Raw genomic sequence first — 23707 nt, forward strand, 5'->3', positions numbered from 1 at the left:
AACAGCATGAAAGCACTTACTTTTTCAACATTTGGCAATTCAGATGTGCTGGAATACAAAGATATCCCCACTCCTATACTAAAAGAAGAGGAAATATTGGTCGAAATGCGTGCTATCGGATTAAATTTTGCTGACGTGTACCGACGAAAAGGGAATTACCACCTGAAAGGAAATCCGCCTTTTATTGCCGGTTATGAAGGTGCTGGTGTGGTTATAGATACAAACAACAATCCTGATTTTCAAATTGGAGACCGAGTTGCATTTGCCGATGTTCCTTTTGCGAATGCGGAGTTGGTCTCTGTTCCCGTTTCGAATGTGATACCTTTACCCAAAACTATTTCTTTTGAAACGGCCGCAACAATCCTGTTACAAGGATTAACGGCCCATTATTTAGCCACGGATAGCCACAAAACAAAAACCAGAGAAATGGTCCTTATCCATGCTTCGGCTGGGGGAGTCGGACAATTTTTGACACAAATAAGTAAATTATTAGGCGCTAAAGTAATAGGCTTAACCTCATCAAATGAAAAAGCTCAAATAGCTTTACAAAATGGAGCCAATAAAGTATTTCTGTATACCGAAGATTGGAAATCAAAGATTTTATCCTTTTGTCCAAACGGTGTAGATGTAACTTATGACAGCATTGGAAGTACTTTGAACGACAGTTTTGAAGTCACTAAAAATTGCGGGCAAGTTGTTTTCTTTGGAATGGCTGGTGGTGACCCGGATTTTATAAATCCAAGAATGCTGATGGACACCTCAAAAACATTGACCGGTGGCGACTTATGGAGCTATTTAACTTCTAAAGAAGAGCGTATCAAAAGAGCATATCAATTATTTGATTGGATTGTAAGTGGTGAAATAACTATTGCTGCTCCCACAATTTTCAAACTTTCAGAAGGCAAAAAAGCACATGATTATCTGGAAAGCAGAAAAAGTACTGGAAAAATCATATTGATTCCTGATGTTCAAACCCGTTAAACACTTTACAAACCTCGATTAATTTTTCGAGGTTTTTTATTTATTCAAAATCGCCCCAATCATCAACGCACATTTCTCGCCGTCAATAGCTGCAGAAATAATTCCGCCGGCATAACCCGCTCCTTCTCCACAAGGGTACAGGCCTTTTATTTGTAAATGCTCATACGTCAATGGATCTCTAGGGATTCGCACAGGTGATGAAGTACGGCTTTCCGGCGCATGAAGGACCGCTTCATTAGTCAAATAACCGCGCATGGATTTCCCAAATTCTGAGAACCCTTCTCGCAATATCTGTGTTAAAAATCCAGGAAAAACCTGTCCCATTTCCACTGAAGTCGTTCCGGGGACATAGGAGGTTTTTGGAATATCCGATGAAACTTTATTTTGGGTAAAATCAATCATTCGCTGCGCAGGAACTTTTTGGGTTTCCCCAGCCAAATGCCAGGCTTTTTGCTCAATGCTTTTTTGGAATTCCATTCCGGCCAAAGCTCCAAATTTCGCAAAAGGCTTGAAATCTTCCAGTTTTAATTCGATAACAATCCCTGAATTGGCAGTAACTTGATCCCGTTTAGATGGAGACCAACCATTAGTAACCACCTCACCCGGACTCGTAGCACAAGGCGCAATCACACCACCGGGACACATACAAAACGAATACATTCCCCTACCGCCTACTTGTTTCACAATAGAATAAGGTGCCGGAGGTAAATGTTCGCCACGATAATCACAACTGTATTGTATACTGTCAATCAAAGATTGTGGATGCTCAGCTCTTACGCCCAAGGCAAAAGATTTGGCTTCGATAAAAATTTTCTTTCTGTCCAATAATTCAAAAATATCACGGGCAGAATGACCAGTAGCCAAAATAAGTTTGTTAGCAAGAATCGTATCTCCATTTTGAGTAACAACACCTTGTACTTCATTGTTTTTTATTAAAATATCGGTCAATCGGGTTTCAAACAAAACTTGACCACCGCACTCGATGATTTTCTCCCGAATATCCTGAATAATTTGAGGTAGTTTATTAGTTCCAATATGAGGATGCGCTTCAATCAAAATATCTTCCGAAGCTCCAAAAGCCACGAATAATTCCAAAATTCTCGTAACATCGCCGCGCTTTTTTGAACGCGTATATAATTTCCCATCTGAATAGGTTCCTGCACCGCCTTCGCCAAAACAATAATTAGAATCTTCATTAACCAGATGATCTACGTTAATGGCTTTCAAATCTCTTCGTCTGCCACGCACCTCTTTTCCGCGCTCAACAACTATAGGTTTCAAACCCAATTCTATCAGTTGCAATGCAGCAAAAAGCCCAGCTGGTCCAGCACCAATAACAAGTACTTCCTGAGCTGAGGAAACATTTTTATAATCAGGAAGTTGGATTTTATGTTCCTGAAATGGTTCTCCTTTTAAATAAATAACCACTTTCAAGTTAATTTTTATCGCTTTTTGACGTGCGTCAATCGATCGCTTTAAAATAGAAATATGCTGAATTTCGTTTACAGAAACTTTAATTTGTTTCGACAAATAGTTTTTCAACAATAATTCGTTTGCAGCAATTTCCGGTGATACTTGTAATAATAGTTCTTGAGGCATTTTATCTTATTTAAGCATTGTTTTACTGATTCGTTTATTCGAAAAATAAAAACAAAGTACAAAAATAGTATTTTGAAGTGGAATTAGTGATTCAATAAAGAATCCATTTTCAATTTTTCAAATTAGCTCATTTTCAAATTAGACTTTGTAACTTTGTCCATTCGAGTATTTAAAACTTTGAAACCGATAAAAATGTCTAGAAAAATAAAACTAATTTGGGATTTCCGTGGGCCTGCAGCCGCAAAAACAGCGGAACATCACGAAATTCATTTGAAAGAATACATCGCTATTGAAAAATTACCATTAAACATAACTGGTTTTGAAATTCAAGGCGAAATGCAAGCCATTGCATTTATGGTAGTAACCGATGAGAATATGATTCAGGTAAGAGATGCCTTGAAACCACATCGAGGAGAGTTATTTATAGTCTAAAGTCAAAAGTTTGAAAGTCAAAAGCCTCATGCTTAACAACTTTCAAACTTTCGATTTTTATGATTAATTTGCTACTTCACTGATAAACTTAATTCGCATCAGTCGCAATTCATCAATATCATAATCGCCTTCAAATTCTTTGAGCGCTTCTTCTATATTATCTGATTCGGATTCCATAAAATAATCATGAATTTCTTCTTGCTGATCATCATCAAGCATGTCATCAATCCAGTATTTTATATTTAACTTGGTTCCCGAATAAACTATTTGTTCCATTTCTTTAATCAAATCATCCATCTTTAACCCTTTAGCGGAAGCAATGTCATCAAGAGATAATTTTCTATCAATGTTTTGAATGATATAAAGCTTGTTAACTGAATTGACTCCGGTAGATTTAACGACCAAATCTTCTGGACGAATAATATCGTTGTCGTCTACATAGCGACTAATTAATTCGAGAAATGCTGCACCGTATTTCTTGGCTTTCCCTTCCCCAACCCCATGAATATTAATCAATTCTTCTTGGGAAATCGGATACTTCAATGCCATATCTTCTAGTGATGGATCCTGAAAAACCACAAAGGGAGGAACACCTAATTTCTTAGATACTTTTTTACGTAAATCACGCAACATACCCATCAACAACTCATCGGCAGTTCCTGTAGATTTTGCTGCAGTAACAATTGCTTCATCTTCGGATTCATTGTATTCATGATCCTCGGACATCATAAAGGATTCTCTATTTTTAATAAAATGCAATCCTTTTTCAGTGATTTTTACGATTCCGTAGGTTTCAATGTCTTTGGACAAAAGCCCGGCAACAAGAACTTGTCGCAATAAAGCCATCCAATATTTCTCATCATGCTCTGAACCACATCCAAAAAAAGACTGCGTATCGGTTCTATGTGCTTTGATAACGGCATTGACACGGCCAATCAACGTAAAAACAACTTCTTTCGATTTATACAAATGCTTCGTATCGCGTACTACTTCCAATAGTTTCACGACTTCATCCAGGGCTTCTACTTTTGTTTTAGGATTTCTTACATTGTCATCCATATCAGCTCCATCTCCATTAACATCGTCAAATTCTTCCCCGAAATAATGAAGCAGAAACCTTCTTCTGGACATCGAAGTTTCGGCATAAGCTACCACTTCCTGCAATAGAGCGAACCCAATTTCCTGCTCAGCAACAGGCTTGCCAGACATGAATTTTTCTAACTTCTCAACATCTTTATAGGAATAATAGGCAAGACAATGACCTTCGCCACCGTCACGCCCCGCACGACCGGTTTCCTGATAATAACTTTCTAATGATTTAGGAATATCGTGATGAATAACAAAACGAACGTCCGGCTTATCTATTCCCATACCAAAAGCAATAGTTGCCACCACTACATCAACATCCTCCATAAGAAACATATCCTGATGTTTGGCTCGGGTTTTGGCATCCAATCCTGCATGATAAGGCACAGCACTTATCCCGTTTACCTGCAAAACTTCGGCAATTGCCTCCACTTTTTTACGGCTTAAACAATAAATAATTCCTGACTTTCCTTTGTGCTGTTTGATAAAACGGATAATATCCGACTCAATATTTTTAGTTTTTGTACGTACTTCGTAATATAAATTAGGTCTGTTGAAAGATGCTTTGAAAGTGGTAGCATCCGTCATATCTAAATTTTTGAGAATATCCTCCTGAACTTTTGGCGTAGCCGTAGCGGTCAAGCCAATGATAGGCACATCCCCTAATTGTTTGATAATGTGTTTTAGATTCCGGTATTCCGGTCTAAAATCATGCCCCCATTCCGAGATACAATGCGCTTCATCGATAGCCACAAAAGAAATGGGTACTGTCTGGAGGAAAGCAACATATTCTTCTTTAGTTAATGATTCAGGAGCAACATATAACAATTTGGTTAAACCGGAAGTAATGTCCTTTTTAACCTGTGTGATTTCAGTTTTGGTCAGGGAAGAGTTTAAAACATGGGCAACACCATTTTCGGAAGACAAACTACGAATGGCATCAACCTGATTTTTCATCAAAGCGATTAAAGGCGAAACTACAATAGCAGTCCCTTCTTGAATTAGGGCAGGCAATTGATAACAAAGTGACTTCCCGCCTCCTGTTGGCATAATAACAAATGTGTTTTGCTTATTAAGTAGACTTTTAATAACTTGTTCTTGCAATCCTCTAAATTGACTGAAGCCAAAATATTTTTTTAATTCTTTGTGGATATCAATTTCGTTTGAATTCATTCTTGATTATGTGGTATTTTGTATAAATTTGCATTACATAAAGATACAAAATTCTTTTAAACATACAAATTTTAACCATTCTGTTTTGACAACAAACGAAAATATATTGGCTAGCGCCAAAAAAACTATTTTATCTGAAAGTGAAGCAATTGCCAAACTAACTGAATATCTTGATGAAAACTTCATTGAAGCTACACAAAATATCTATAACTCCAAAGGTAGATTAATAGTTACAGGCATTGGAAAAAGCGCCATTATTGCCCAAAAAATGGTAGCCACTTTTAATTCTACCGGAACACCCTCTTTATTTCTTCATGCTTCCGAAGCGATACATGGTGATTTAGGAATGGTTCAAAACGAAGATGTAATTATTTGTATTTCAAAAAGTGGTAACAGCCCTGAAATAAAAGTACTAGTACCGCTTTTAAAACGTTTTGGCAATACACTAATTGCCATTACCGGAAACATGACTTCTTTTCTCGCTAAAGGTTCCGACTTTGTTTTAAACACTACAGTCGAAGCAGAGGCATGCCCTAATAATCTGGCTCCTACTAATAGTACAACTGCGCAATTAGTCATGGGCGATGCTATTGCGGTATGCCTTATGGAAATGCGCGATTTCAAACCAGAAGATTTTGCTGTATACCATCCAGGAGGAGCTTTAGGTAAAAAATTATTATTACGCGTAAAAGACATGTTAGAGCATACTTTGAAACCAATGGTTACTCCTGACACACCGATAAAGAAAGTAATTTTCGAAATTTCAGAGAAACGACTTGGCGTAACAGCCGTTGTGGATCAAGATAAAGTGATTGGAATTATTACCGATGGTGATATCCGAAGAATGCTAAATGACCGCGATTCATTTACTGATTTGACTGCCAAAGACATTATGACTAAAAACCCCAAATTAATAACATCTACAGCCATGGTTGTTGATGCATTGAATATTCTGGAAGACTTTTCCATTACACAATTAGTGGTAGTAGACAATGGTGAGTACAAAGGCGTATTACATTTACACGATATTTTAAAAGAAGGAATAGTATAATGGCAAAGAAAAACTTAAACGAAATGTCGTTTTTAGATCATCTTGAAGAATTAAGATGGTTACTGGTTAGAAGTACTATAGCAGTTTTAATCCTTGCAACGGTTACTTTTTTTATTAGTGATTACATATTTGATGTAATCATTTTTGGACCTACACATGCTGATTTCATCACCTACCGTTTTTTTTGTGATTTATCGCATACCTTAGGTTTTGCTGATAGTATTTGCGTAACCGAAATGCCCTTTATAATCCAAAACACGGATATGGAAGGTCAAGTTAACGTATTGGTCTGGACCTGTATTTTGGCTGGATTTATTCTGGGATTCCCTTATATTTTGTGGGAAATATGGAAGTTTATCAGTCCCGCTTTGTATGAAAAAGAAAAAAAGCATGCAAAACTTTTTATTTTTGTTTCCTCATTACTTTTCTTTTTAGGAGTCCTATTTGGCTATTTTGTAGTAGTACCAATGTCGGTTAACTTTTTTGCTACTTTCAAAATAAGCGATGTTGTAAAAAACCAGTTCAGCATTGATTCTTACATCGGTATGGTAAAAACAAGTGTTGTAGCCAGCGGTTTGTTTTTTGAATTACCAATAATCATCTACTTCTTGACCAAACTTGGATTAGTAACTCCTGAATTTTTAAGAAAATACTGGAAATATGCCGTAATCATAATACTTATTGTCGCAGCGATTGTTACGCCGCCTGATGTAGTAAGTCAAACTATTGTTGCTATCCCTATGTTAATAATCTACGAATTGAGTATCTTAATTTCAAAAATGGTAGTACGAAATCAAAAAAAAGCAAATGGCTGATATAATTCAAGAATTCAACGAATACCGTTCAAAAATGAACGAAAAATTATTGGCAGACAATAATAAAATTGTAAAACGTATTTTTAATTTAGATACCAATGCATATGCAGCGGGAGCACTGGATGTAAAAACAAAAGAGCTTCTGGGATTGGTAGCTTCGGCAGTTTTACGTTGTGATGATTGCGTAAAATACCATTTGGAAACCAGCTATAAAGAAGGTGTGACCAAAGAAGAAATGATGGAAGCAATGGGAATCGCTACACTTGTAGGCGGAACCATTGTGGTTCCACATTTAAGAAGGGCGTATGAATTCTGGGAAGCACTTGAAGAAAACGGAACAAAATAATATTTTTCTCTGCATAAAAAAAGCAGTTCCTATTCTTCAAACCAACAACTTCAATAAGTAAGAAACTAAATAATTGTTAAGAAGTAAAACCGTTCAACTGTTTATTCGTTTATTTGACACGATCAAGCAGTTAAACGAATAAACAGTTAACCCGTTAAACGATTAAACTAAAGAATATGAAATTAAGAGCCGAAAATCTCATAAAAACCTATAAAGGTCGCAGTGTTGTAAAAGGCATTTCGGTAGAAGTGAATCAAGGCGAAATCGTAGGGCTTTTAGGACCTAACGGTGCCGGAAAAACAACTTCGTTTTATATGATAGTAGGATTGGTTAAACCAAATTCAGGCAATATATTTTTAGACGATTTGAATATCACCGACTATCCTATGTACAAAAGAGCACAGCAGGGAATTGGATATTTAGCACAGGAAGCTTCTGTTTTCAGAAAATTAAGTATTGAAGACAACATATTAAGCGTACTTCAATTGACTAAACTATCCAAAGCCGAACAAGAGGCTAAGATGGAAAGTTTAATCGAGGAATTTAGCTTAGAACACATTCGAACCAATCGCGGTGATTTACTTTCCGGTGGAGAACGCCGTCGTACAGAAATTGCACGCTGTCTGGCTACCGACCCAAAATTTATATTACTGGATGAACCTTTTGCTGGTGTCGATCCAGTTGCCGTTGAAGACATTCAAAGAATTGTAGCGCAATTAAAAAACAAAAACATTGGTATTCTTATTACCGATCACAATGTTCAGGAAACGTTAGCAATCACTGATAAAACTTATTTAATGTTTGAAGGCGGAATCCTTAAAGCAGGTATCCCCGAAGAATTAGTGGAAGATGAAATGGTTCGTCGTGTGTATTTGGGACAAAATTTCGAGTTGAGAAAGAAGAAATTGGAGTTTTAAAAAAGTGGTCCGTTTTTGAGTGATTAGAAGCTTGACTATAAATAACTATTTCATCATTTTTTTTAGCCAAACCTAAAAACTCATAAAAATGGAAGATCAAAACAAACCAAGTCAACAGACACTAGAGAAATGGAGTAAAGATCCCGACAATTGGATTTGGGGAATATTTTACTACAACAAAGAAGACAACCGTATTTTGCCTCCTAAAAAAAATGCTTCAATAGGAAACACCATAAACTTTGCCAATCCCAAATCTATACTTTTTATGATTGGAGCTTTATTATTTTTTGCTTTTGTAATCTTTTCTATCTTGAAAAAGCAATAATTACTCCACAGTAATATACCGCAACTGCTGCAAATCACCATTGTAAATATTGACATCGACATTTCCTTTTATTCCTGAAACTGAGGCTTTTTCAGTGAACTGCCAGAACAGCCAATCATCATCTATTTCTTCTCTGTAAAAATTGTAATTGGCAATCCAAAAAAGATAATCACTAAATTCATCTTTTAAAAAATCATCATAATATTTCTCGCCTGTATAAATAATAGGTTTTACTCCATAATGCAATTCCACAGTTTTTAACCAGCGTTTCAATCCAACTTTCAAACTATCGAGCGATTGATTTTTTGGAAGTTTTTCAATATCTAAAATAGGAGGTAAATCCCCTTTATCAAGTGTTACAGTTTTTATGAAAAGTGCCGCTTGTTCAAGTGAATTTTCATTGGGACGGTAATAATGGTAGGCACCCCGAATCATTTTATTTTCTTTGGCGCCAAGCCAGTTTCGATTAAACTGACGATCTTTTCTATCTCTCCCTACTGTGGCTCTTATAAAAACAAAATGTAAGGGATATTTATTTTCCAAAGTATCTACATAAGACCAACTGATTTTTCCTTGATATTCTGAAACATCCAAACCAATGCTTTTCCCTTCGTGTTTTTCTAAAACCTGAAAATTACGAACATCAGAAATACGCTTATCTTTAGCAGTCTCACTAAGTACCTTATCTGATTTAAAACTGAAATAATAAGCTAAGCCATTCCGATAATGATACCCAATCCCAATAACCAGTAAAATAAAAAAAGTAACAACTGAAAAACGCATGAACTTGCCCGAGAAAATCGAGGCTTTCTTTTTTGGTTTACGAGTTCTTGTGGTTTGTCGTCGGACCAGTTTTTTTTTCATTTAAAAAACTACTTTTTAAGCCATTTGTTATTCACTACCGAAAGTAAAACATAAAAAATAATCACCAACGGAATACCTAAATATTGAAAGAAAACTAACAACAAAATGGATAGTAGTAGAAAGATAATCTGAAGTGCATTCTCTTTGAAACTAAACTTTTTAATTTTTAATGAAAACAACGGAATTTCAGCATTCAGGATATAAGCACTTAATAAAGTTATAACCAATAAAACCCATTGATCCGTCAAGATTTCAAGGAGCAATAAAGAATCCGAATATTTCAAAACTAGCGGTAAACTTAAAATAAACAAAGCATTAGCGGGCGTTGGCAAACCTATGAAAGAATCCGTTTGACGTGTATCGATATTAAAATTGGCCAAGCGATAACAAGAACCCAAAGTGATAATAAAACCTACATAAGGAAAAATTTGCATATAACTCTCTGACATAGCAGTTGAAGTATTAATCATTAGCTGATACATCACTAAACCAGGAACAACACCACTAGTAACCATATCCGCTAAAGAATCCAACTGCAAACCCAACGGACTGGAGACTTTGAATAACCGGGCAAAAAAGCCATCAAAAAAATCTAAAAAGATACCAAGGCATACAAAATAAAAAGCCATTTCATAATACCGATGAAATGCAAAAACCAAAGCAATACAGCCACAAAAAAGGTTGAGTAACGTAATGATATTCGGGATGTGCTTTTTAATATTCATAATGCAAAAGTTTAGTGATTCAAAGTTGGCAAATTTAGCATAATAAGTGACGGAGAAGTACGTTTTTTAATAGAGATTTTTCAACAGCCGATTCTTGTTCCTATATATTTATCCAAAGGAAGAAATAAGCTCAGTAAAAAATTATATTTTTGATAAAAATTAAACAGACTTTCGGTTTGTAAAAATAATACTATTGAAAAAAGGCTTCGTATTGTTATTGCTATTGGTTTGTACTGTAAATCACAGTCAGGCTGTCAGGAAATACTCGAATGAGTTTATGAATATCGGCGTGGATGCGGCAGCTTTAGGTATGTCAAATACTGTCGTGGCCTCAACCAGCGATGTCAATTCAGGATATTGGAATCCTGCAGGACTCATCCATCTGGAAGATCATCAAGTATCGTTAATGCATGCCAACTATTTTGCCAATATTGCCCAATATGATTATGCTGCTTATGCTAGCCCTATAGATGACCGCAGTGCTTGGGGGATTTCTTTAATTCGTTTTGGCGTGGATGATATTTTGAATACTACTGAATTAATCGACAGTCAAGGCAATATTGACTACAACCGAATCTCTCTTTTTTCTACGGCCGATTATGGTTTTACTTTTTCGTATGCCAGAAAGCTTCCTGTACCCGGATTTCAGTATGGCGTAAATGCGAAAGTGATCCGTCGTATTATTGGGAAATTTGCCAGTTCTTGGGGATTTGGTTTTGATATTGGATTACAATTCGAAAAAAATGATTGGCAATTTGGACTCATTATCCGTGATATAACCACCACTTATAACGTATGGAATATTGATGAAGTCGAGTATAAAAAAATTGCCAATGCCATTCCCGGAGAAAACCAAGAACTACCGGAAAGCACAGAGATTACAGCTCCAAAAGCACAACTGGGAATAGCCAAAAAATTCCTCATTCACTACGATTACAGCATTATGGCTGCTGCCAATATGAATATGCGGTTTACCAAAACCAATGATGCTTTCTCAACTGATTTTATAAGTATTGATCCAGCGATAGGACTGGAATTTGGCTATACTGATTTGGTCTTTCTACGTGCTGGCGTTGGGAATTTCCAAAAGGTACAACAATTGGACAGTACCGAAAAAGTAGGATTTCAACCCAATATTGGATTGGGCTTTAAATACAAAGGCATTCAAATTGATTATGCACTAACCGATTTAGGCAATCAAAGTACCGCTCTATATTCGAATATTTTTTCGGTGAAAGTAGATTTAGGTTTGTTTCGCAATTAATTATATTTATTAAATCATCAAGTCAATGAATTTCTCTTTATTAAAAAAAATTTCTTTTTTCATCATATTAATTACTACCATAAACCAAAGTTTCAGTCAAAACCTTTTGTTGTCAAAACAAGCAAAAGTTAGTGTCCTGACCTGCGGAACAGGAAACGAATCGTACTCCCTTTTTGGGCATACTGCCATTCGCATCAATGATTCCTATAACAACATTGATGTGGTGTATAACTATGGAGCTTTTGACTTCAACACCCCAAATTTTGTTTTAAAATTCACAAAAGGAGATTTACAATATTTTGCAGTGGCACATTCCTACATGGATTTCATTAATGAATACATTTATGAAAAAAGATCCGTTTATGAACAGGAGTTGAATATTCCACCGAACCTCAAACAAAAATTATTTGATAATCTAAACACTTCTTTATCTTCAGGAGACAGCCATTACACCTATAAATTTATTGATAAAAACTGTACATCAATGGTAGTTGACATCATCAATAAAACACTCGATACTGTTGCGATAGTAAAAAACACAGATACTGATATTACCTATAGAACGATATTGTATCCGTATTTTGACAATCACTTTTACGAAAAATTAGGCACCAGCATTATCTTCGGAAAAAAAGTGGATAAATTGGGAACACAAATCTTTTTACCATTCGAATTACAAAAAAGCCTGAAAAAAGTTTTTTTTCAAAATCATCCTCTTGCTCCCGAAAACAAAACGATAATCGAATTTGAAAAAGAAATTTCCAGTTCTTGGTGGAACAATTGCTATAGCTATTTAATTCTTCTGGGATTTATTATACTGATTAACAAGAAAAGCATCAACCTATTTTACCTAATTATAATGGCTTTATTAGGGGTATTCTTCGCATTTGCCGGATTTTATTCGTATCACTTAGAGTTAGGATACAATTACAATATTTTATTATTCAATCCTACCTTATTGGGACTGCTTTATTTTTACGCTACAAAAAACAAAAAGGGAATTTACAATCTGGCTGTATTCAATCTTATTTCGATAATCGTTTACATTGCTATTTTAATAAACAAAGCCGACTTTCTAATCATATTGCCTTTAATAATTACTAGCATCGTAATTTTAGTAAAACTAGCAATCCAAAACAAAAATCGAATTCCAATAATTATTTAAAATACAATTCTAAGTTAGAAATAACTAATCCGTCATTAAAATTAATTTTTGATGATGATTTCCTTCACTTCGTGGCCTAATTTTATTTTCAAAAAAAGCACTATAAAATGATGATAAAACGATCTCGTCAGTTCGAGTAAATTTCCTGAAAATGCGAAAGCTTTTTTTAGAAAATTTGTATCGAGAACCATTTTAATAGAACGCCAATGGTAATGCGAAGCATATCGATTGTTTTTCAATAATTACCCAAAGTATAATAAATAATCACTACTGCCCTCTATAAAACAATACTGTAGTAATTGTTTTAAAAATAATATTTAAATCCAGGAAGACACTTCGGTGTTTAATATAATACAAGTCATATTGTAGCTTTATTAAACTGTCTTCAATAGTGGCACCATAAGAATAATTCACTTGCGCCCAGCCTGTAAGCCCAGGTTTTATTACATGCCGTGTTTCATAAAAAGGCATTATTTCTGCTATTTCTTTAACAAAAAAGGGACGTTCTGGCCGTGGGCCTATAACAGCCATATCGCCTTTTAGAATATTTATAAATTGAGGAAATTCATCTATTCTGGTTTTTCTTAAAAATTTTCCGAATAACGTAACTCTGGAATCTTGTAAAGTGGCAAAAACAGCTCCATTAGATTCGGCATTAGTAATCATAGTCCTGAATTTTAAAATTTCGAAAATGACTCCATCTTTACCTACACGTTTTTGGGTATAAAACAATTTCCCTCTGTTTCCTATAGCGTTTCCAATTAATATTAATGGAAATATGATTAGACCAAAAGACAATCCAAAAATCGAAGTAATTATTTCTAAAAATCGGACACTCAACAAATACAACTTATTATGATTGCTACGGCTAAAAGGGAAGAACCGATAAAAATCTCTGGCGATATAATGCACCGGAATGCGTTGCGTTTTACTTTCATACACTTGTGTATACTCCCTGATAATGCTTCCAGACTCTAATAAATGAAGCAATTGCTGATACAATCCTGCAGTAATACCCTCTGTTTTTTGGGAGGCAATCACAATTTCGGATACAGCATTTTCTTTGACAAAAGAAAACAATTCGGATCTTTTTATATTGGGAACATAGTGGTATTCTGATATTTCATCTTCAAGTGCATCAGCATGTACGAAACCAATAATTTTATAATGGGGATCTATATTTTCTAATCCTAAAATCAACTCCTCTACCTGTTCTTTATCACAGATTAAAATGGCATTTTGAAAAAACCGGTTAGACGCTAAAAAACCAACATAAAACATACGCCATAAAACTATAGCAAGAAAAACGACAAAATAGAACAATAGGATTTGAAGTCTTTTAGAAGGCAATTCCGGAGAAAAAACCGGAGTCAATAAATATACTAAAACGGTCGTTGATACCGTAAGAATAGCACTTCGCAAAACCTGAAATTGATTGCTCGCTACTTGAAGGTCATACATTTCAAAAATGGTCCCAAAAAGATTCAGGTAAACAGCTAAAACGATGGTCCAATTAAAGTTAGTAGTGGAAAAAGTAAAATAATCAAAATCGAAAACTTTACCCACAAGAAACAATGCGCTCAAAACAAAAAAAACATCAAAAAAACGGAGTATTGTCTTTCGTTCTGAAATTTCAAAATGCATTTTGTCTACTGAAAACATGAATGGTATTTAGAATTATGAGCGCAATTTAACTCTTTTGCACCAAAGTAAATTGAAGAAATGTTAATTTTTTTAACAAGAATTCCTTTTTAACAGATTTTTTTACGCTCTTTTTTTAGGAGCCCCCACTAATTGCACATTTAGTAAAGACAATGAATAGACAAAGGCGGGTGCTGCAGTTCGCATGGCAGCGTGATTGATTGTCAACAACCAAAACACAACAAAACACAATAAAAACATATTGAACTTATTTTCTAGATACAAGATCAATGGTGTAAAAAAGAGGATGAGTAAGGCCAATACTCCTAAAGAACCGTGCTCCGCCAGCATACGGGTTATTTCATCGTGTGATAAGGCCGCGCCCGGACTATCCAATTGTCTAACTTCAACTCCTTTTCCTACACCTACACCAAAAATTGGATTCTCAAAGAAAATTTTTATTTCATCTTGTGCTATTTCTTCTCTTCCGGTTAATTGACTTTTTTTCGACCTTCCAGCGGCATCTTGATTAGCATAGCGTTTGTTAATTAGACCTCCCGTTTGGAAAGAGGTATAGGACCAAGTGGCAAATAGCGCTACTACTAACAAAACTATGATATAATTTAATTTTACTCTTCCCGCAAAATTAGATTTAGAATACAAAAAGAATAATAGCAAGCCTATCATCAAAAACCCTGTAATCATTCCACCACGAGAAAAAGTTATCATACCCCGATACGTAATATTAAAGGCAATAAAAGCATTGATTAAAATTTGAAATTTTGATTTAGAATCTAATATAATTCGGGAGAAAAAAATAAACATTCCCAACCCTAAAATTGTTGCTACCTGATTAGGTCCATATCCCCCTGAAGTTTCATAATTAGATTGCGTACTAGTGACAACATCACGAACATTAGGTGTATATAAGGTCAAATACACCATACATGTGACAACAGGCAAACCCATACTCAACAAAATACTATTCGTCTCCTCTAACGAAATTCTTCTTCTATAAGTGTACAGCGATACTATTCCAAGACAAACGGGCCCTGAAATATTAAATGCTATGGCTTTCCTAATATCCGTTTCTAAATCCAATGCAACAGTAGAAATGACTACACTAGGAATCAATAAAATCAAAAATAGCCAATACGGTGCTGCACCTTTAGAAAATCCACTAAAATACATCCCTATAAAGACAAAAATCATCACCCCATATTTGGAAATTTCATATAATGGATTCCCATCAGTCATCCTCAAAAAAACTTCACTTCCTACGACATATGCAGCGGCAATAAGTGCTTCATTATTCTTATTTTGTTTTTTAATGACATAATAAATTCCAAAAATAAAAATGAAATACCCATATATTTTCGAAATGAAGGGAACGGCATAAACCATTGCTCCCAAAACAACATGAAAAAGAATTAAATAGAGATAGGATTGATCCTCTTTTTTCATTTACAACTATTTTTTAACCAATTTAAATACTGTACTATCACAGCTTTTTTTGAATAATTATCAATTATCATTTTGTGAAGCGCATTGCCAAACTCTAATTGCAGAACTTCGTTTTCCAATAATTTGACCAATGCTTCATAAAATAGAGACTCCTGTTGAGCGGCAACAAAAAAACCATTTTTACCATTTATAACCAGAGAGGATATCTCGCCTACATCAGTCACTACGACAGGTTTTTTTAACCATCCATACTCTAAAAGAGCTACGGGCAAACCCTCTGATTGAGATGTTAAAATCCCAATAGCAGCTTGTTCCAAAATATTTTCAACATCTTGTTTGGTACCGTAAAGAAACACATTTTTTTCTAAAGCAAAAGCAACTATTAAATCCTTAATTTTTTGAGAATAGCTATCCTCAAAATCTTTTCCAATCAAATGAAAAGTCCAATCGGGATGCGATTGTTGTAACTTTTTGGCTACCTCCAGCAATAAAAAATGATCTTTCTGCACTCTCAGATTAGCCAAACAAACTATTCGCTTACCATTAATTCCTTTCAACACCGTCTGCGCTGAGATTTTTTTTTCTTCAGATGGAAAATTGGGTAAGTAAATAGTGTTTTTGAAATTTATTTTTTCCTGAGCCCAAATTTTCAATTTTTGATTTACAGCTATAATACCACTAAAAAAAGGGAAAGTCATTTTTAAAGCAGCTATTGGCCTTTTATCTAAAAACTCACTATCACCATAATGATCATGCCAAATTAATTGTATCGAAGGATGAATTAATTTTAATAAAAAAGCTAAAAAAAAAGAAGTGCTATGGGCATGCACATGAGTTACTTTGTTTTTCAAAATAAAAAAATGCAATTTAAAAAGCGCCCTTAAATCAAGTGATTTTTTTTTATTCAAAAACAAATAGGAAACAGACGGATTGATTTGATCAAGCAAAACCCCCTCCTTCCTGGTGGCAACCAGTCCTGAAAATTCAATGATTGTTCCTAAAGCATTGGCATAATTCACCGCCATGCGCTCAGCACCACCCGCTTCAAGTGAATCGATAATTTGAACTATTCTCATGATGTAAGCAAGTGTTTAATTTCAGCTTCAAAAACATCTAAAGTATATTTTCTAGACCAACTCGCAGCCATGTTCTGAATAGTGTCGAAATAATTTTGGTCTTGCAAAATATCTTCTATTTGATTGCAATCTTTCTCTAAATTCAAATCTATCAAAATTCCTCTCTTGCCATAATCTAACATATAAGGCACGCAAGATACTGCAGTTGCAATAGGCACACAACCCCAAAACATTCCCTCGGCTATTACTTTTGGCCAGCCCTCACTTTCAGATGGTAAAATAACAAAATGACTTTCTTGATATGCTCTTTTTATAGTTTCTTGTGTTTGATTTCCTTTCAAAGAAACAATTTCCTCCAATTTATTATCAATAACAAACTGAATTAATTTATTTTTTTCAATTCCATCACCATAAATGTCTAATTGTACATTGTACCCTTTTTCAAACAAAAATTGAACTAATTGAATCGCATAAAAAGGATTTTTTCCAATTACCAGTGTCCCAACAAAAACAAAATGAATTATACCTAAAACTTTTTTATTTATTAAAGCTAATTTATCTTTTTCAAAATATGTTGCCGTAAAAAAAGGTTTGATATTCTTAGACATTCCTTCCCACCCTCCATAAACTAAAACGTGCATGTTACGTGTCAAAAAAGTGTTACTCAAAATCCATTTTTGCAATTTATACGTCCAAGGTTGCTTCGCTTGGGGGTCCCAGTTTCCAGCATACTTGGCGGTTTTATTTTTTTTAGGAAAAAAAATTTGTACCAAACAGGCTAATAAACCAATATTACCAGGACAACGTATATGGATGTGATCCGTAGATTGCATGGCTTTAAAAAGAACAAATAATAAACTTGGAAGTTTCAAAATAGTACCGAAAGTAGACTTAATCGATAGGATGTCAAAATTTGGGACCGATATAAATTCTATTCTTTGATGGTCATAAGAACTGTCAATTGCTGTTTTTTTATCTAAAAAAAAAGGAGCAACAATCGCTAATTCATCAACACTTTTCCCCCAAACATTCATTTCTCTAACATAAGGAGCATACGCATAATATAGATGATCCTCTTTAGAATGTGGAACATGGGTAAAAATGGTGAACTTCATATGGCCTTTTTTTTGAATTATATATTTTATATATTTTGACTAAATATTTTAAATACGATTATTTATAAACATTAGATTTTCCCCTCTGTTAAAATATGAAAAATCATAATTACTTATCGCTTTAAAAAAACTCTTTGAACTTCCATTTGTAATACCATCATGGAGTTCTATAATAATGCATTTTGTTTTGGGTAACCAATTTTCATAATTACTTTCAAAAAGTTGTTTTTCACCTCCTTCAATATCAATTTTCAGCAAATCAAGATATTCTAAATTATATTCTATCATTATTTCATCTATTGTAATAGTTTTAACCGTATCTATAACATTAATTTTTCTTTTTGAATCCTGAATTTCAGTAATAAATCCCCAATTTCCAAAACCTTTATCAACTACATTAAAACTAAAATTGAATTGATTAGACAGAGCCATCTTTTTTAACGAAACATTTTTATACTCTTTTGTATTTTTTTGAAGCATTTCAAAATTAGATTTTTCAGGTTCAATGGCCATGATTTTCGCTTCTGGAAATTTATTAGAAAAAAAGACTGCCGCTAACCCGATATTTGCACCTGCATCTATAATAAATTTTGGTGAAAATCCTAAATTCATATCATACTCTTTAAAAGTAAATATTTGATGAAAAACTAATAAATCACTTGATTTCGGTCTTAAAAAAATTGGAAAAGTCATCTTTAGTATTTGAATTTTATTAACTCCTAATGTCATTAATAGATTTACAAAAAAATATCTATACCCTTGCTTCAAACGAACTCTTACTATATCCATCATAACCTCAATAATTTAATTTCAAACAAATTAAATATGAATAAAAATATTTTCCCATATTTAAATTTTATTTTATAATTCTTTCAAAAACAATGTTTTTACATAATTTTTTATTTAACAATGGAAAGTATTCTTTCTATATAATTTTGAGGGTGTATATAGTAATTACTCCATTCTTTATTTGCATTACCTACCTCTAAATATTTTTTCTCTTTTAATAAACATTCAATCTTATCGGGTATTTCAATATATGAAGAACGTGTTGATAGCACTTCATAATTGATTCCTTCTTTAAAATTGTCTAATGAAATATTTAATGGTGTTGTAATTACCGCTTTTCCAAACAATAGATATTCACCAATTTTCCATCCAGGTGTATCTTTTAATCCATCGTCAGCTAAAGCTATATTATAATGTAATAAAGTATTTAAATAATTATTTTTCTTAGATTCTTTTGGATCTAATAAAACATCAGGCGCTAATTTTCTAGAAAAATCATCAGCAAACAAACCTACAGATGAATTACTAAAATTCTTTTTAATAATTCTACAAGCGTTTATCCTAAATTCGTTTTGAAGTCGTCTCCTTTCTTTTTCATCTGTATCCGGATGATTATCTGGGTTCCATAAGCGCGTATGAAAAAGCACTTTACCTCCATTATCAATTACATTTTCTGGATACCTTCTAATATCTAAAACACAGTGGGAAGACTTGGAGGCTAAACCATAAATGTCAAATGCTTTAAGAACCTCAACTCTACTCCATTTATCTAATAATAAATCACTTTTTAGTTTCATTAAAAGCGATAAACTTTTGTATGATAATGGCACATTAAAATTTAATGGCCTAATATTCGTATTTTCATCCACTTTTCGAAGTGAACGTTTAAAATATAAACTAAATTTTTCTGGATTATCTAAAAATAAGGAATCATCTGAATAATCAAAAAATATTTTTTCCCCATTGATATCTAATATCGCACCATTTGAGACAACACTTGGATCGCGTAGTATTACAACTTTTATTTTTTCCTTTTGACAGAAATAAAAATAGGAATAAATCAAATGATTTAAATGATGTGTCCAAGTTGAAAATAATAACTGCATAATCGAGTGTTTTTTTATATTATTGTTTCCTGTATAAAAATATAACTATTGAATTTTCGGTTTATTAATCCATAAACTCCACCAACCCAAAGTTCTTCCTAAAGCTTCGGTTAGGGCTTCTTTTTTAGCATTTGCAGTAAGCACGTTACTGTATCGTATTGCCGTCAAAAGCAAAGTAATAGCATGCCATTTTAACTGATGTTTCAATGCTGGGTCAGGGTTTTTAGTACGCCATACATACCATCCGTTTCGCACCACCATTTTTCCATATCGGTATTGATTCGGCCTTCCGGAAGCATCGTGATAATGCTGTAGTTTTGCCCCTGTATTCAGGTATAGCTTACCAATTTTAGCAACTCGCAATGTAAAATCAGCATCTTCATACAGGCCATACCCTTCAAAATAAGTTGAAAAATGCAACGTGTCAAAAACCTTTTTTCTAAACGAAGATACTCCGCCCATCAACATTTCAACTTCATAAATTTTGTCGTTTGGAGGTAAAAACCCCACACTGCGACCATGTGAATACAAAGAAGAATAACCTGGGGGACAATCGCTGTCCAATCCCAATTTTTTACGCAGTACAAAACGACTACCGTCATTTTGCTTCCATCCGTCAAAATAAAATTCTTTAATAGATGGTTTATAATCATACCCTACAAATTGAAATTTATTCTCATTGATAATGTAACCGCCTACACCCAAAGCCTCTGGAAAGATTTGATACGTTTTTAATAGTTTTTCAAAATAAGTAGCTGTCAAAACAATATCATCGTCTAAAAAGCATACAACTTCTGAATCAGCTGCAACTCTTTCAATTCCAAAATTTCGTTGTTTAGTCAAACCTCGATGTTGTGGTGAAACGGAGTAATAATTTAAATTATCAAATGAATTATTACCTATAATTAACTCCGTATCCTGATTAGTGGAGCCATCGATAATTAATATTTCATCTGGATATTTTGTTTGCTCTTTCACAGACTTTAATAGTTGTAATAGAGGCTCAGCACGCAGGTACGTACAGATAATTAATGAAAATTTCATGAATCTATTTTTAATTGATTAGCCCAAAAAATACTTTGTTTCCATTGCTTATTAAAAACTGCGAAATATTGAAAAGGATTCCTAATCTTTTGATGCTTATAATACTTAAAAAACAAAACGGTTTTATACCCTAAGATTTGTTGTTTTGTGTTATGAGTAATCAAATACAGCATCACTGTAGGCGAAGGTTTTGGTTGAATCTTTTCATTATGCCACTTCAATATTGGTTTTGTTCTAAATCCTCCAACTGGCGCCTTTAAATGCAATATTGAAGGTTCTGGCAAAAATAAAATATCATTTCCTTGATTTCTCAATTGCATCCCAAAATCGCTATCTTCCCCATAACCAAATTCAAATGCCATATTGAACTTTACATGCTGTAAAATAGTGCTTTTTAAAAAACTATTCCCAGCACCAAAAGTAGGCCACTGCATTACTTTGTGGTGTGATTTTCTCTCTCCTTTTTGAGGATAATATGTTGTAACTACCTTGCAACCATATTTTTTTATTTTTTGAAAAACCTCTTTTAGTAAATCAGCTTCAAATCGATTATCATCATCTGCTAAAAAAACCCATTCACTTCTAGTTTGACTCAAAGCCAAATTTCTGGCATTGCAAGCTCCTGCTTGATGCGTGAAAATATGTTGTATTTCAAAAGGCCAATTTTCAGTTGCTACATAATCCAATTCACTTTTACTGAATGGTTCTGGATTCTGTTCCACAATAACAATCTTCTGAGGTAAAAGACTTTGCTTTGAAAAATCTTTTAACACGTCATATAAATATTCTTTCCTCCCAATTGTTGGGATTATGACATCAATAGTTCCTTTATCTATAATTACTCTTGATGATTGAACGACAATATCATCTATATTTATTTTATTATTAAATCTTCTTTTTAAAAAAAGTGCGGAAATAAAAGGATAAAACAAAATTTTACGTTCATATAAAAGCAAATTCAACGCTAACAAAAATACCCATCTCGTTTTATAATGTTGCTTCACAAAACGAAAAAGTGTAAAGTTGGATGCTTTAACAAGTGAATCAATTATTTCTACCGACTTCAAAAGCTGTGGTTCGGAATAGCACAACAATCCCAACGGCATACATAATTTAGCCAGTGAACTCAAATAATAATCTAAATCGGGTTCACAAACTATTTTATCACCTATTGCATTTAAAACAGAAGCGTGAATCACTCCAACATAACTACTCATTTGCCACGTAGGATACGAGACCTTTTTATTAACGTTAATAAATAAAGATTCCTCTGCATATCCGATGGAATTATCAAAAAAATTATTTGATTTGGGTCGAAACGAAAGCATCATTTTATTATGATGAAAAAGCGTTGCAATCTTATCCATATTCAAACTGTTTTCCAGCAATTGATGGCACCAAACGATAGGCTCCAGAGGAAATTGATGGGCCAATATCATAAGTACTTCTGGAATACTCGAATGCATCGCAAAAGCAACCGATTCATTTTGATTCGATATAACTTTTGTTACACGATTATTTTGATGGTAAACAACAATCACGATTGGCTAGTTATGGATTGATAAAAAAGGATGTTCTGTTGTGCAATTTTTTCTATATCAAAAACAGCTTCCACACGTTTTCTGGCATTATCTCCCATTGTCAGACAAAGGTTGGCATCCGCTAACAACTCCAGTATTCTATCTGCGTAAAGAGTATGATCTTGCGGATGAACTAGAAAACCACTTTCACCATCTACAATTAATTCCTGTGCCCAACCTATATTGGTATTAACCACTGGCTTTTGTAGCGCCATTGATTCTATAGTCACCATTCCTAAAGTTTCGGCAAAGCTAGGAAAGATACAAACGTGTGCTTGTTTCATGTAGTTTTGAACGTCCTGATACGGTATTTTCCCAAGGTAAGTTACTTTTTCTAAATCATTTGTACCAAATTCTTTTTGAAGCAGTTGCCATGTCGAATGACTGCCTGTTTGTACATCCGAAGAATCTCCACCAATTAAAATCAGCTTTGCTTCAGGGAATTGAGTTCTGACTTTTTTAAAAATTGCAGGCAGTTCAAACACGCCTTTCTTGCGTATTACCGTGCCTATATACAACAGCAACCCCTTTTCAAAAAGTGCTGGATTTGGATTTTCAAAACGGTTCAATTCAAGTCCGTAATGAATAGTTTGTACCCGTTTATTTTTTATCCCGAATAATTCCTTGGAGACATTTCCCGCATAAGTAGTAGGCGCAATAAAAGCTTCGGCATTGCGAACAGCGAGCTTTTCGAACCAATAATTTTTTAATTTCTGATGACGCTTTTCAATATGGCAAAAATAAGTATCACTGCCATGAAACCGAATCACCAATGGTACCTTCAAACGCATAAAAGCAGTAATACCAGTCCAGTCAGGTGCTTCGACAGCATCAATTTGCTCAGAAAGGATGTATTTATTTAAGTAGTTTTCAAGGTACTTTCGGTGGTAATACCAACCCATGAATTTGTATTTTCTGTTTTTGATCAAATAAATGGTCATTCCATCCTCGACAAGTACCGCATCGTCTTGCTGGCCATACACAAACACCGAAACTTTGACATTTTTTTTGGCCAAAGCAACCACTAAATTCTTGATACTGGTTCCAATCCCTGCAGCATGGGCTACTCGTTCGTGGGGATATTCTGGTGTAAGAAAGGCAATGTGCATCTTCAATTTATTTATAAAGCAAACTAACTTCTTTTTTATT

General features: G+C 34.1%; 22 protein-coding genes. 9 read left to right on the forward strand and 13 right to left on the reverse strand.

Annotated features, from left to right (window positions below; all coding sequences use genetic code 11):
- Positions 1–6: 6 nt before the first annotated feature.
- A complete protein-coding gene (locus tag T410_RS01075; protein WP_035667890.1) occupies positions 7–981 on the forward strand; it encodes a quinone oxidoreductase in 975 nt (324 codons plus the stop codon).
- Between the two features lie 36 nt (positions 982–1017).
- On the opposite strand, the gene T410_RS01080 is transcribed toward T410_RS01075, so the two are convergent.
- Positions 1018–2580, reverse strand: coding sequence for an NAD(P)/FAD-dependent oxidoreductase (locus T410_RS01080; protein ID WP_035667892.1), 1563 nt, complete (start codon positions 2578–2580; stop codon positions 1018–1020).
- A gap of 192 nt (positions 2581–2772) precedes the next feature.
- Between T410_RS01080 and T410_RS01085 the strand changes: the two genes are divergently transcribed.
- Positions 2773–3012, forward strand: coding sequence for a hypothetical protein (locus tag T410_RS01085; protein ID WP_035667894.1), 240 nt, complete (start codon positions 2773–2775; stop codon positions 3010–3012).
- A 63-nt stretch (positions 3013–3075) separates the two neighbouring features.
- Here the strand turns inward: T410_RS01085 and recQ are convergent, their stop codons facing one another.
- Complete coding sequence (recQ, locus tag T410_RS01090; protein WP_035667897.1) at positions 3076–5271, reverse strand: DNA helicase RecQ; 2196 nt, start codon at positions 5269–5271, stop codon at positions 3076–3078.
- An 85-nt stretch (positions 5272–5356) separates the two neighbouring features.
- Here recQ and T410_RS01095 point away from each other — a divergent pair, with 85 nt between their 5' ends.
- From T410_RS01095 to T410_RS01115, 5 genes are all read left to right on the forward strand, one after another.
- A complete protein-coding gene (locus T410_RS01095) occupies positions 5357–6322 on the forward strand; it encodes an SIS domain-containing protein (protein WP_035673909.1) in 966 nt (321 codons plus the stop codon).
- Complete coding sequence (gene tatC, locus T410_RS01100; protein WP_035667899.1) at positions 6322–7137, forward strand: twin-arginine translocase subunit TatC; 816 nt, start codon at positions 6322–6324, stop codon at positions 7135–7137. Before T410_RS01095 ends, tatC begins: the two co-directional genes overlap by 1 nt.
- On the forward strand, positions 7130–7483 hold the full coding sequence (locus T410_RS01105) for a carboxymuconolactone decarboxylase family protein (RefSeq protein WP_035667902.1): 354 nt from the start codon (positions 7130–7132) through the stop codon (positions 7481–7483). Before tatC ends, T410_RS01105 begins: the two co-directional genes overlap by 8 nt.
- A gap of 176 nt (positions 7484–7659) precedes the next feature.
- Entirely contained in the window at positions 7660–8400 is a 741-nt protein-coding gene (lptB, locus tag T410_RS01110) for an LPS export ABC transporter ATP-binding protein (RefSeq protein ID WP_035667905.1), read from the forward strand.
- An 88-nt stretch (positions 8401–8488) separates the two neighbouring features.
- The gene (locus T410_RS01115; protein ID WP_035667907.1) at positions 8489–8725 is read left to right on the forward strand and encodes a hypothetical protein; all 237 of its coding nucleotides are present in this window, start codon (positions 8489–8491) and stop codon (positions 8723–8725) included.
- Here the strand turns inward: T410_RS01115 and T410_RS01120 are convergent, their stop codons facing one another.
- Positions 8726–9589 (reverse strand): glycoside hydrolase family 25 protein, encoded by an 864-nt coding sequence (locus tag T410_RS01120; RefSeq protein WP_035667909.1) that lies wholly within the window; start codon positions 9587–9589, stop codon positions 8726–8728.
- Between the two features lie 8 nt (positions 9590–9597).
- A complete protein-coding gene (locus T410_RS01125; RefSeq protein ID WP_035667912.1) occupies positions 9598–10314 on the reverse strand; it encodes a phosphatidylcholine/phosphatidylserine synthase in 717 nt (238 codons plus the stop codon).
- A 223-nt stretch (positions 10315–10537) separates the two neighbouring features.
- Between T410_RS01125 and T410_RS01130 the strand changes: the two genes are divergently transcribed.
- Together T410_RS01130 and T410_RS01135 are read left to right on the forward strand one after the other, a co-directional pair.
- Positions 10538–11578 carry a PorV/PorQ family protein gene (locus T410_RS01130; protein WP_255360754.1) on the forward strand — a complete coding sequence of 347 codons (1041 nt, stop codon included), beginning with the start codon at positions 10538–10540 and terminating at the stop codon, positions 11576–11578.
- Positions 11579–11603: 25 nt separating this feature from the next.
- Positions 11604–12743, forward strand: coding sequence for a DUF4105 domain-containing protein (locus T410_RS01135; RefSeq protein WP_035667917.1), 1140 nt, complete (start codon positions 11604–11606; stop codon positions 12741–12743).
- Between the two features lie 267 nt (positions 12744–13010).
- Here T410_RS01135 and T410_RS01140 read toward each other — a convergent pair whose 3' ends face one another.
- The 9 genes from T410_RS01140 to T410_RS01180 form a co-directional block, all read right to left on the reverse strand.
- On the reverse strand, positions 13011–14405 hold the full coding sequence (locus T410_RS01140) for an exopolysaccharide biosynthesis polyprenyl glycosylphosphotransferase (RefSeq protein ID WP_035667919.1): 1395 nt from the start codon (positions 14403–14405) through the stop codon (positions 13011–13013).
- Positions 14406–14507: 102 nt separating this feature from the next.
- On the reverse strand, positions 14508–15848 hold the full coding sequence (locus T410_RS01145) for an O-antigen ligase (RefSeq protein WP_035667922.1): 1341 nt from the start codon (positions 15846–15848) through the stop codon (positions 14508–14510).
- Entirely contained in the window at positions 15845–16924 is a 1080-nt protein-coding gene (locus tag T410_RS01150; protein WP_035667924.1) for a glycosyltransferase, read from the reverse strand. The genes T410_RS01145 and T410_RS01150 overlap by 4 nt, the downstream gene beginning before the upstream one ends.
- Positions 16921–18039, reverse strand: coding sequence for a glycosyltransferase (locus T410_RS01155; protein ID WP_035667926.1), 1119 nt, complete (start codon positions 18037–18039; stop codon positions 16921–16923). Before T410_RS01155 ends, T410_RS01150 begins: the two co-directional genes overlap by 4 nt.
- A gap of 48 nt (positions 18040–18087) precedes the next feature.
- Positions 18088–18831 (reverse strand): FkbM family methyltransferase, encoded by a 744-nt coding sequence (locus tag T410_RS01160; protein ID WP_035667929.1) that lies wholly within the window; start codon positions 18829–18831, stop codon positions 18088–18090.
- Positions 18832–18938: 107 nt separating this feature from the next.
- Positions 18939–19934: a hypothetical protein gene (locus T410_RS01165; RefSeq protein ID WP_035667932.1), complete on the reverse strand. Its 996-nt coding sequence runs from the start codon at positions 19932–19934 to the stop codon at positions 18939–18941.
- A gap of 45 nt (positions 19935–19979) precedes the next feature.
- The gene (locus tag T410_RS01170) at positions 19980–20978 is read right to left on the reverse strand and encodes a glycosyltransferase family 2 protein (RefSeq protein WP_035667935.1); all 999 of its coding nucleotides are present in this window, start codon (positions 20976–20978) and stop codon (positions 19980–19982) included.
- Positions 20975–22519: a glycosyltransferase family 2 protein gene (locus T410_RS01175; protein ID WP_035667938.1), complete on the reverse strand. Its 1545-nt coding sequence runs from the start codon at positions 22517–22519 to the stop codon at positions 20975–20977. Before T410_RS01175 ends, T410_RS01170 begins: the two co-directional genes overlap by 4 nt.
- Positions 22516–23667 (reverse strand): glycosyltransferase family 4 protein, encoded by a 1152-nt coding sequence (locus T410_RS01180; protein WP_035667941.1) that lies wholly within the window; start codon positions 23665–23667, stop codon positions 22516–22518. The genes T410_RS01175 and T410_RS01180 overlap by 4 nt, the downstream gene beginning before the upstream one ends.
- Between the last annotated feature and the right edge of the window lie 40 nt (positions 23668–23707).

Origin of the sequence: Flavobacterium sp. 83, from assembly GCF_000744835.1 — a bacterium.
Taxonomy (GTDB): Bacteria; Bacteroidota; Bacteroidia; order Flavobacteriales; family Flavobacteriaceae; genus Flavobacterium.

Coding starts and splice junctions, on each gene's coding strand:
- T410_RS01115 (WP_035667907.1), top strand. CDS start 8,489: ATGGAAGATCAAAACAAACCAAGTCAACAGACACTAGAGAAATGGAGT.
- T410_RS01120 (WP_035667909.1), bottom strand. CDS start 9,589: ATGAAAAAAAAACTGGTCCGACGACAAACCACAAGAACTCGTAAACCA.
- T410_RS01135 (WP_035667917.1), top strand. CDS start 11,604: ATGAATTTCTCTTTATTAAAAAAAATTTCTTTTTTCATCATATTAATT.
- lptB (WP_035667905.1), top strand. CDS start 7,660: ATGAAATTAAGAGCCGAAAATCTCATAAAAACCTATAAAGGTCGCAGT.
- T410_RS01080 (WP_035667892.1), bottom strand. CDS start 2,580: ATGCCTCAAGAACTATTATTACAAGTATCACCGGAAATTGCTGCAAAC.
- T410_RS01105 (WP_035667902.1), top strand. CDS start 7,130: ATGGCTGATATAATTCAAGAATTCAACGAATACCGTTCAAAAATGAAC.
- T410_RS01145 (WP_035667922.1), bottom strand. CDS start 15,848: ATGAAAAAAGAGGATCAATCCTATCTCTATTTAATTCTTTTTCATGTT.
- T410_RS01165 (WP_035667932.1), bottom strand. CDS start 19,934: ATGCAGTTATTATTTTCAACTTGGACACATCATTTAAATCATTTGATT.
- T410_RS01180 (WP_035667941.1), bottom strand. CDS start 23,667: ATGCACATTGCCTTTCTTACACCAGAATATCCCCACGAACGAGTAGCC.
- T410_RS01150 (WP_035667924.1), bottom strand. CDS start 16,924: ATGAGAATAGTTCAAATTATCGATTCACTTGAAGCGGGTGGTGCTGAG.
- tatC (WP_035667899.1), top strand. CDS start 6,322: ATGGCAAAGAAAAACTTAAACGAAATGTCGTTTTTAGATCATCTTGAA.
- T410_RS01160 (WP_035667929.1), bottom strand. CDS start 18,831: ATGATGGATATAGTAAGAGTTCGTTTGAAGCAAGGGTATAGATATTTT.
- T410_RS01125 (WP_035667912.1), bottom strand. CDS start 10,314: ATGAATATTAAAAAGCACATCCCGAATATCATTACGTTACTCAACCTT.
- T410_RS01155 (WP_035667926.1), bottom strand. CDS start 18,039: ATGAAGTTCACCATTTTTACCCATGTTCCACATTCTAAAGAGGATCAT.
- T410_RS01140 (WP_035667919.1), bottom strand. CDS start 14,405: ATGTTTTCAGTAGACAAAATGCATTTTGAAATTTCAGAACGAAAGACA.
- T410_RS01170 (WP_035667935.1), bottom strand. CDS start 20,978: ATGAAATTTTCATTAATTATCTGTACGTACCTGCGTGCTGAGCCTCTA.
- T410_RS01085 (WP_035667894.1), top strand. CDS start 2,773: ATGTCTAGAAAAATAAAACTAATTTGGGATTTCCGTGGGCCTGCAGCC.
- T410_RS01075 (WP_035667890.1), top strand. CDS start 7: ATGAAAGCACTTACTTTTTCAACATTTGGCAATTCAGATGTGCTGGAA.
- recQ (WP_035667897.1), bottom strand. CDS start 5,271: ATGAATTCAAACGAAATTGATATCCACAAAGAATTAAAAAAATATTTT.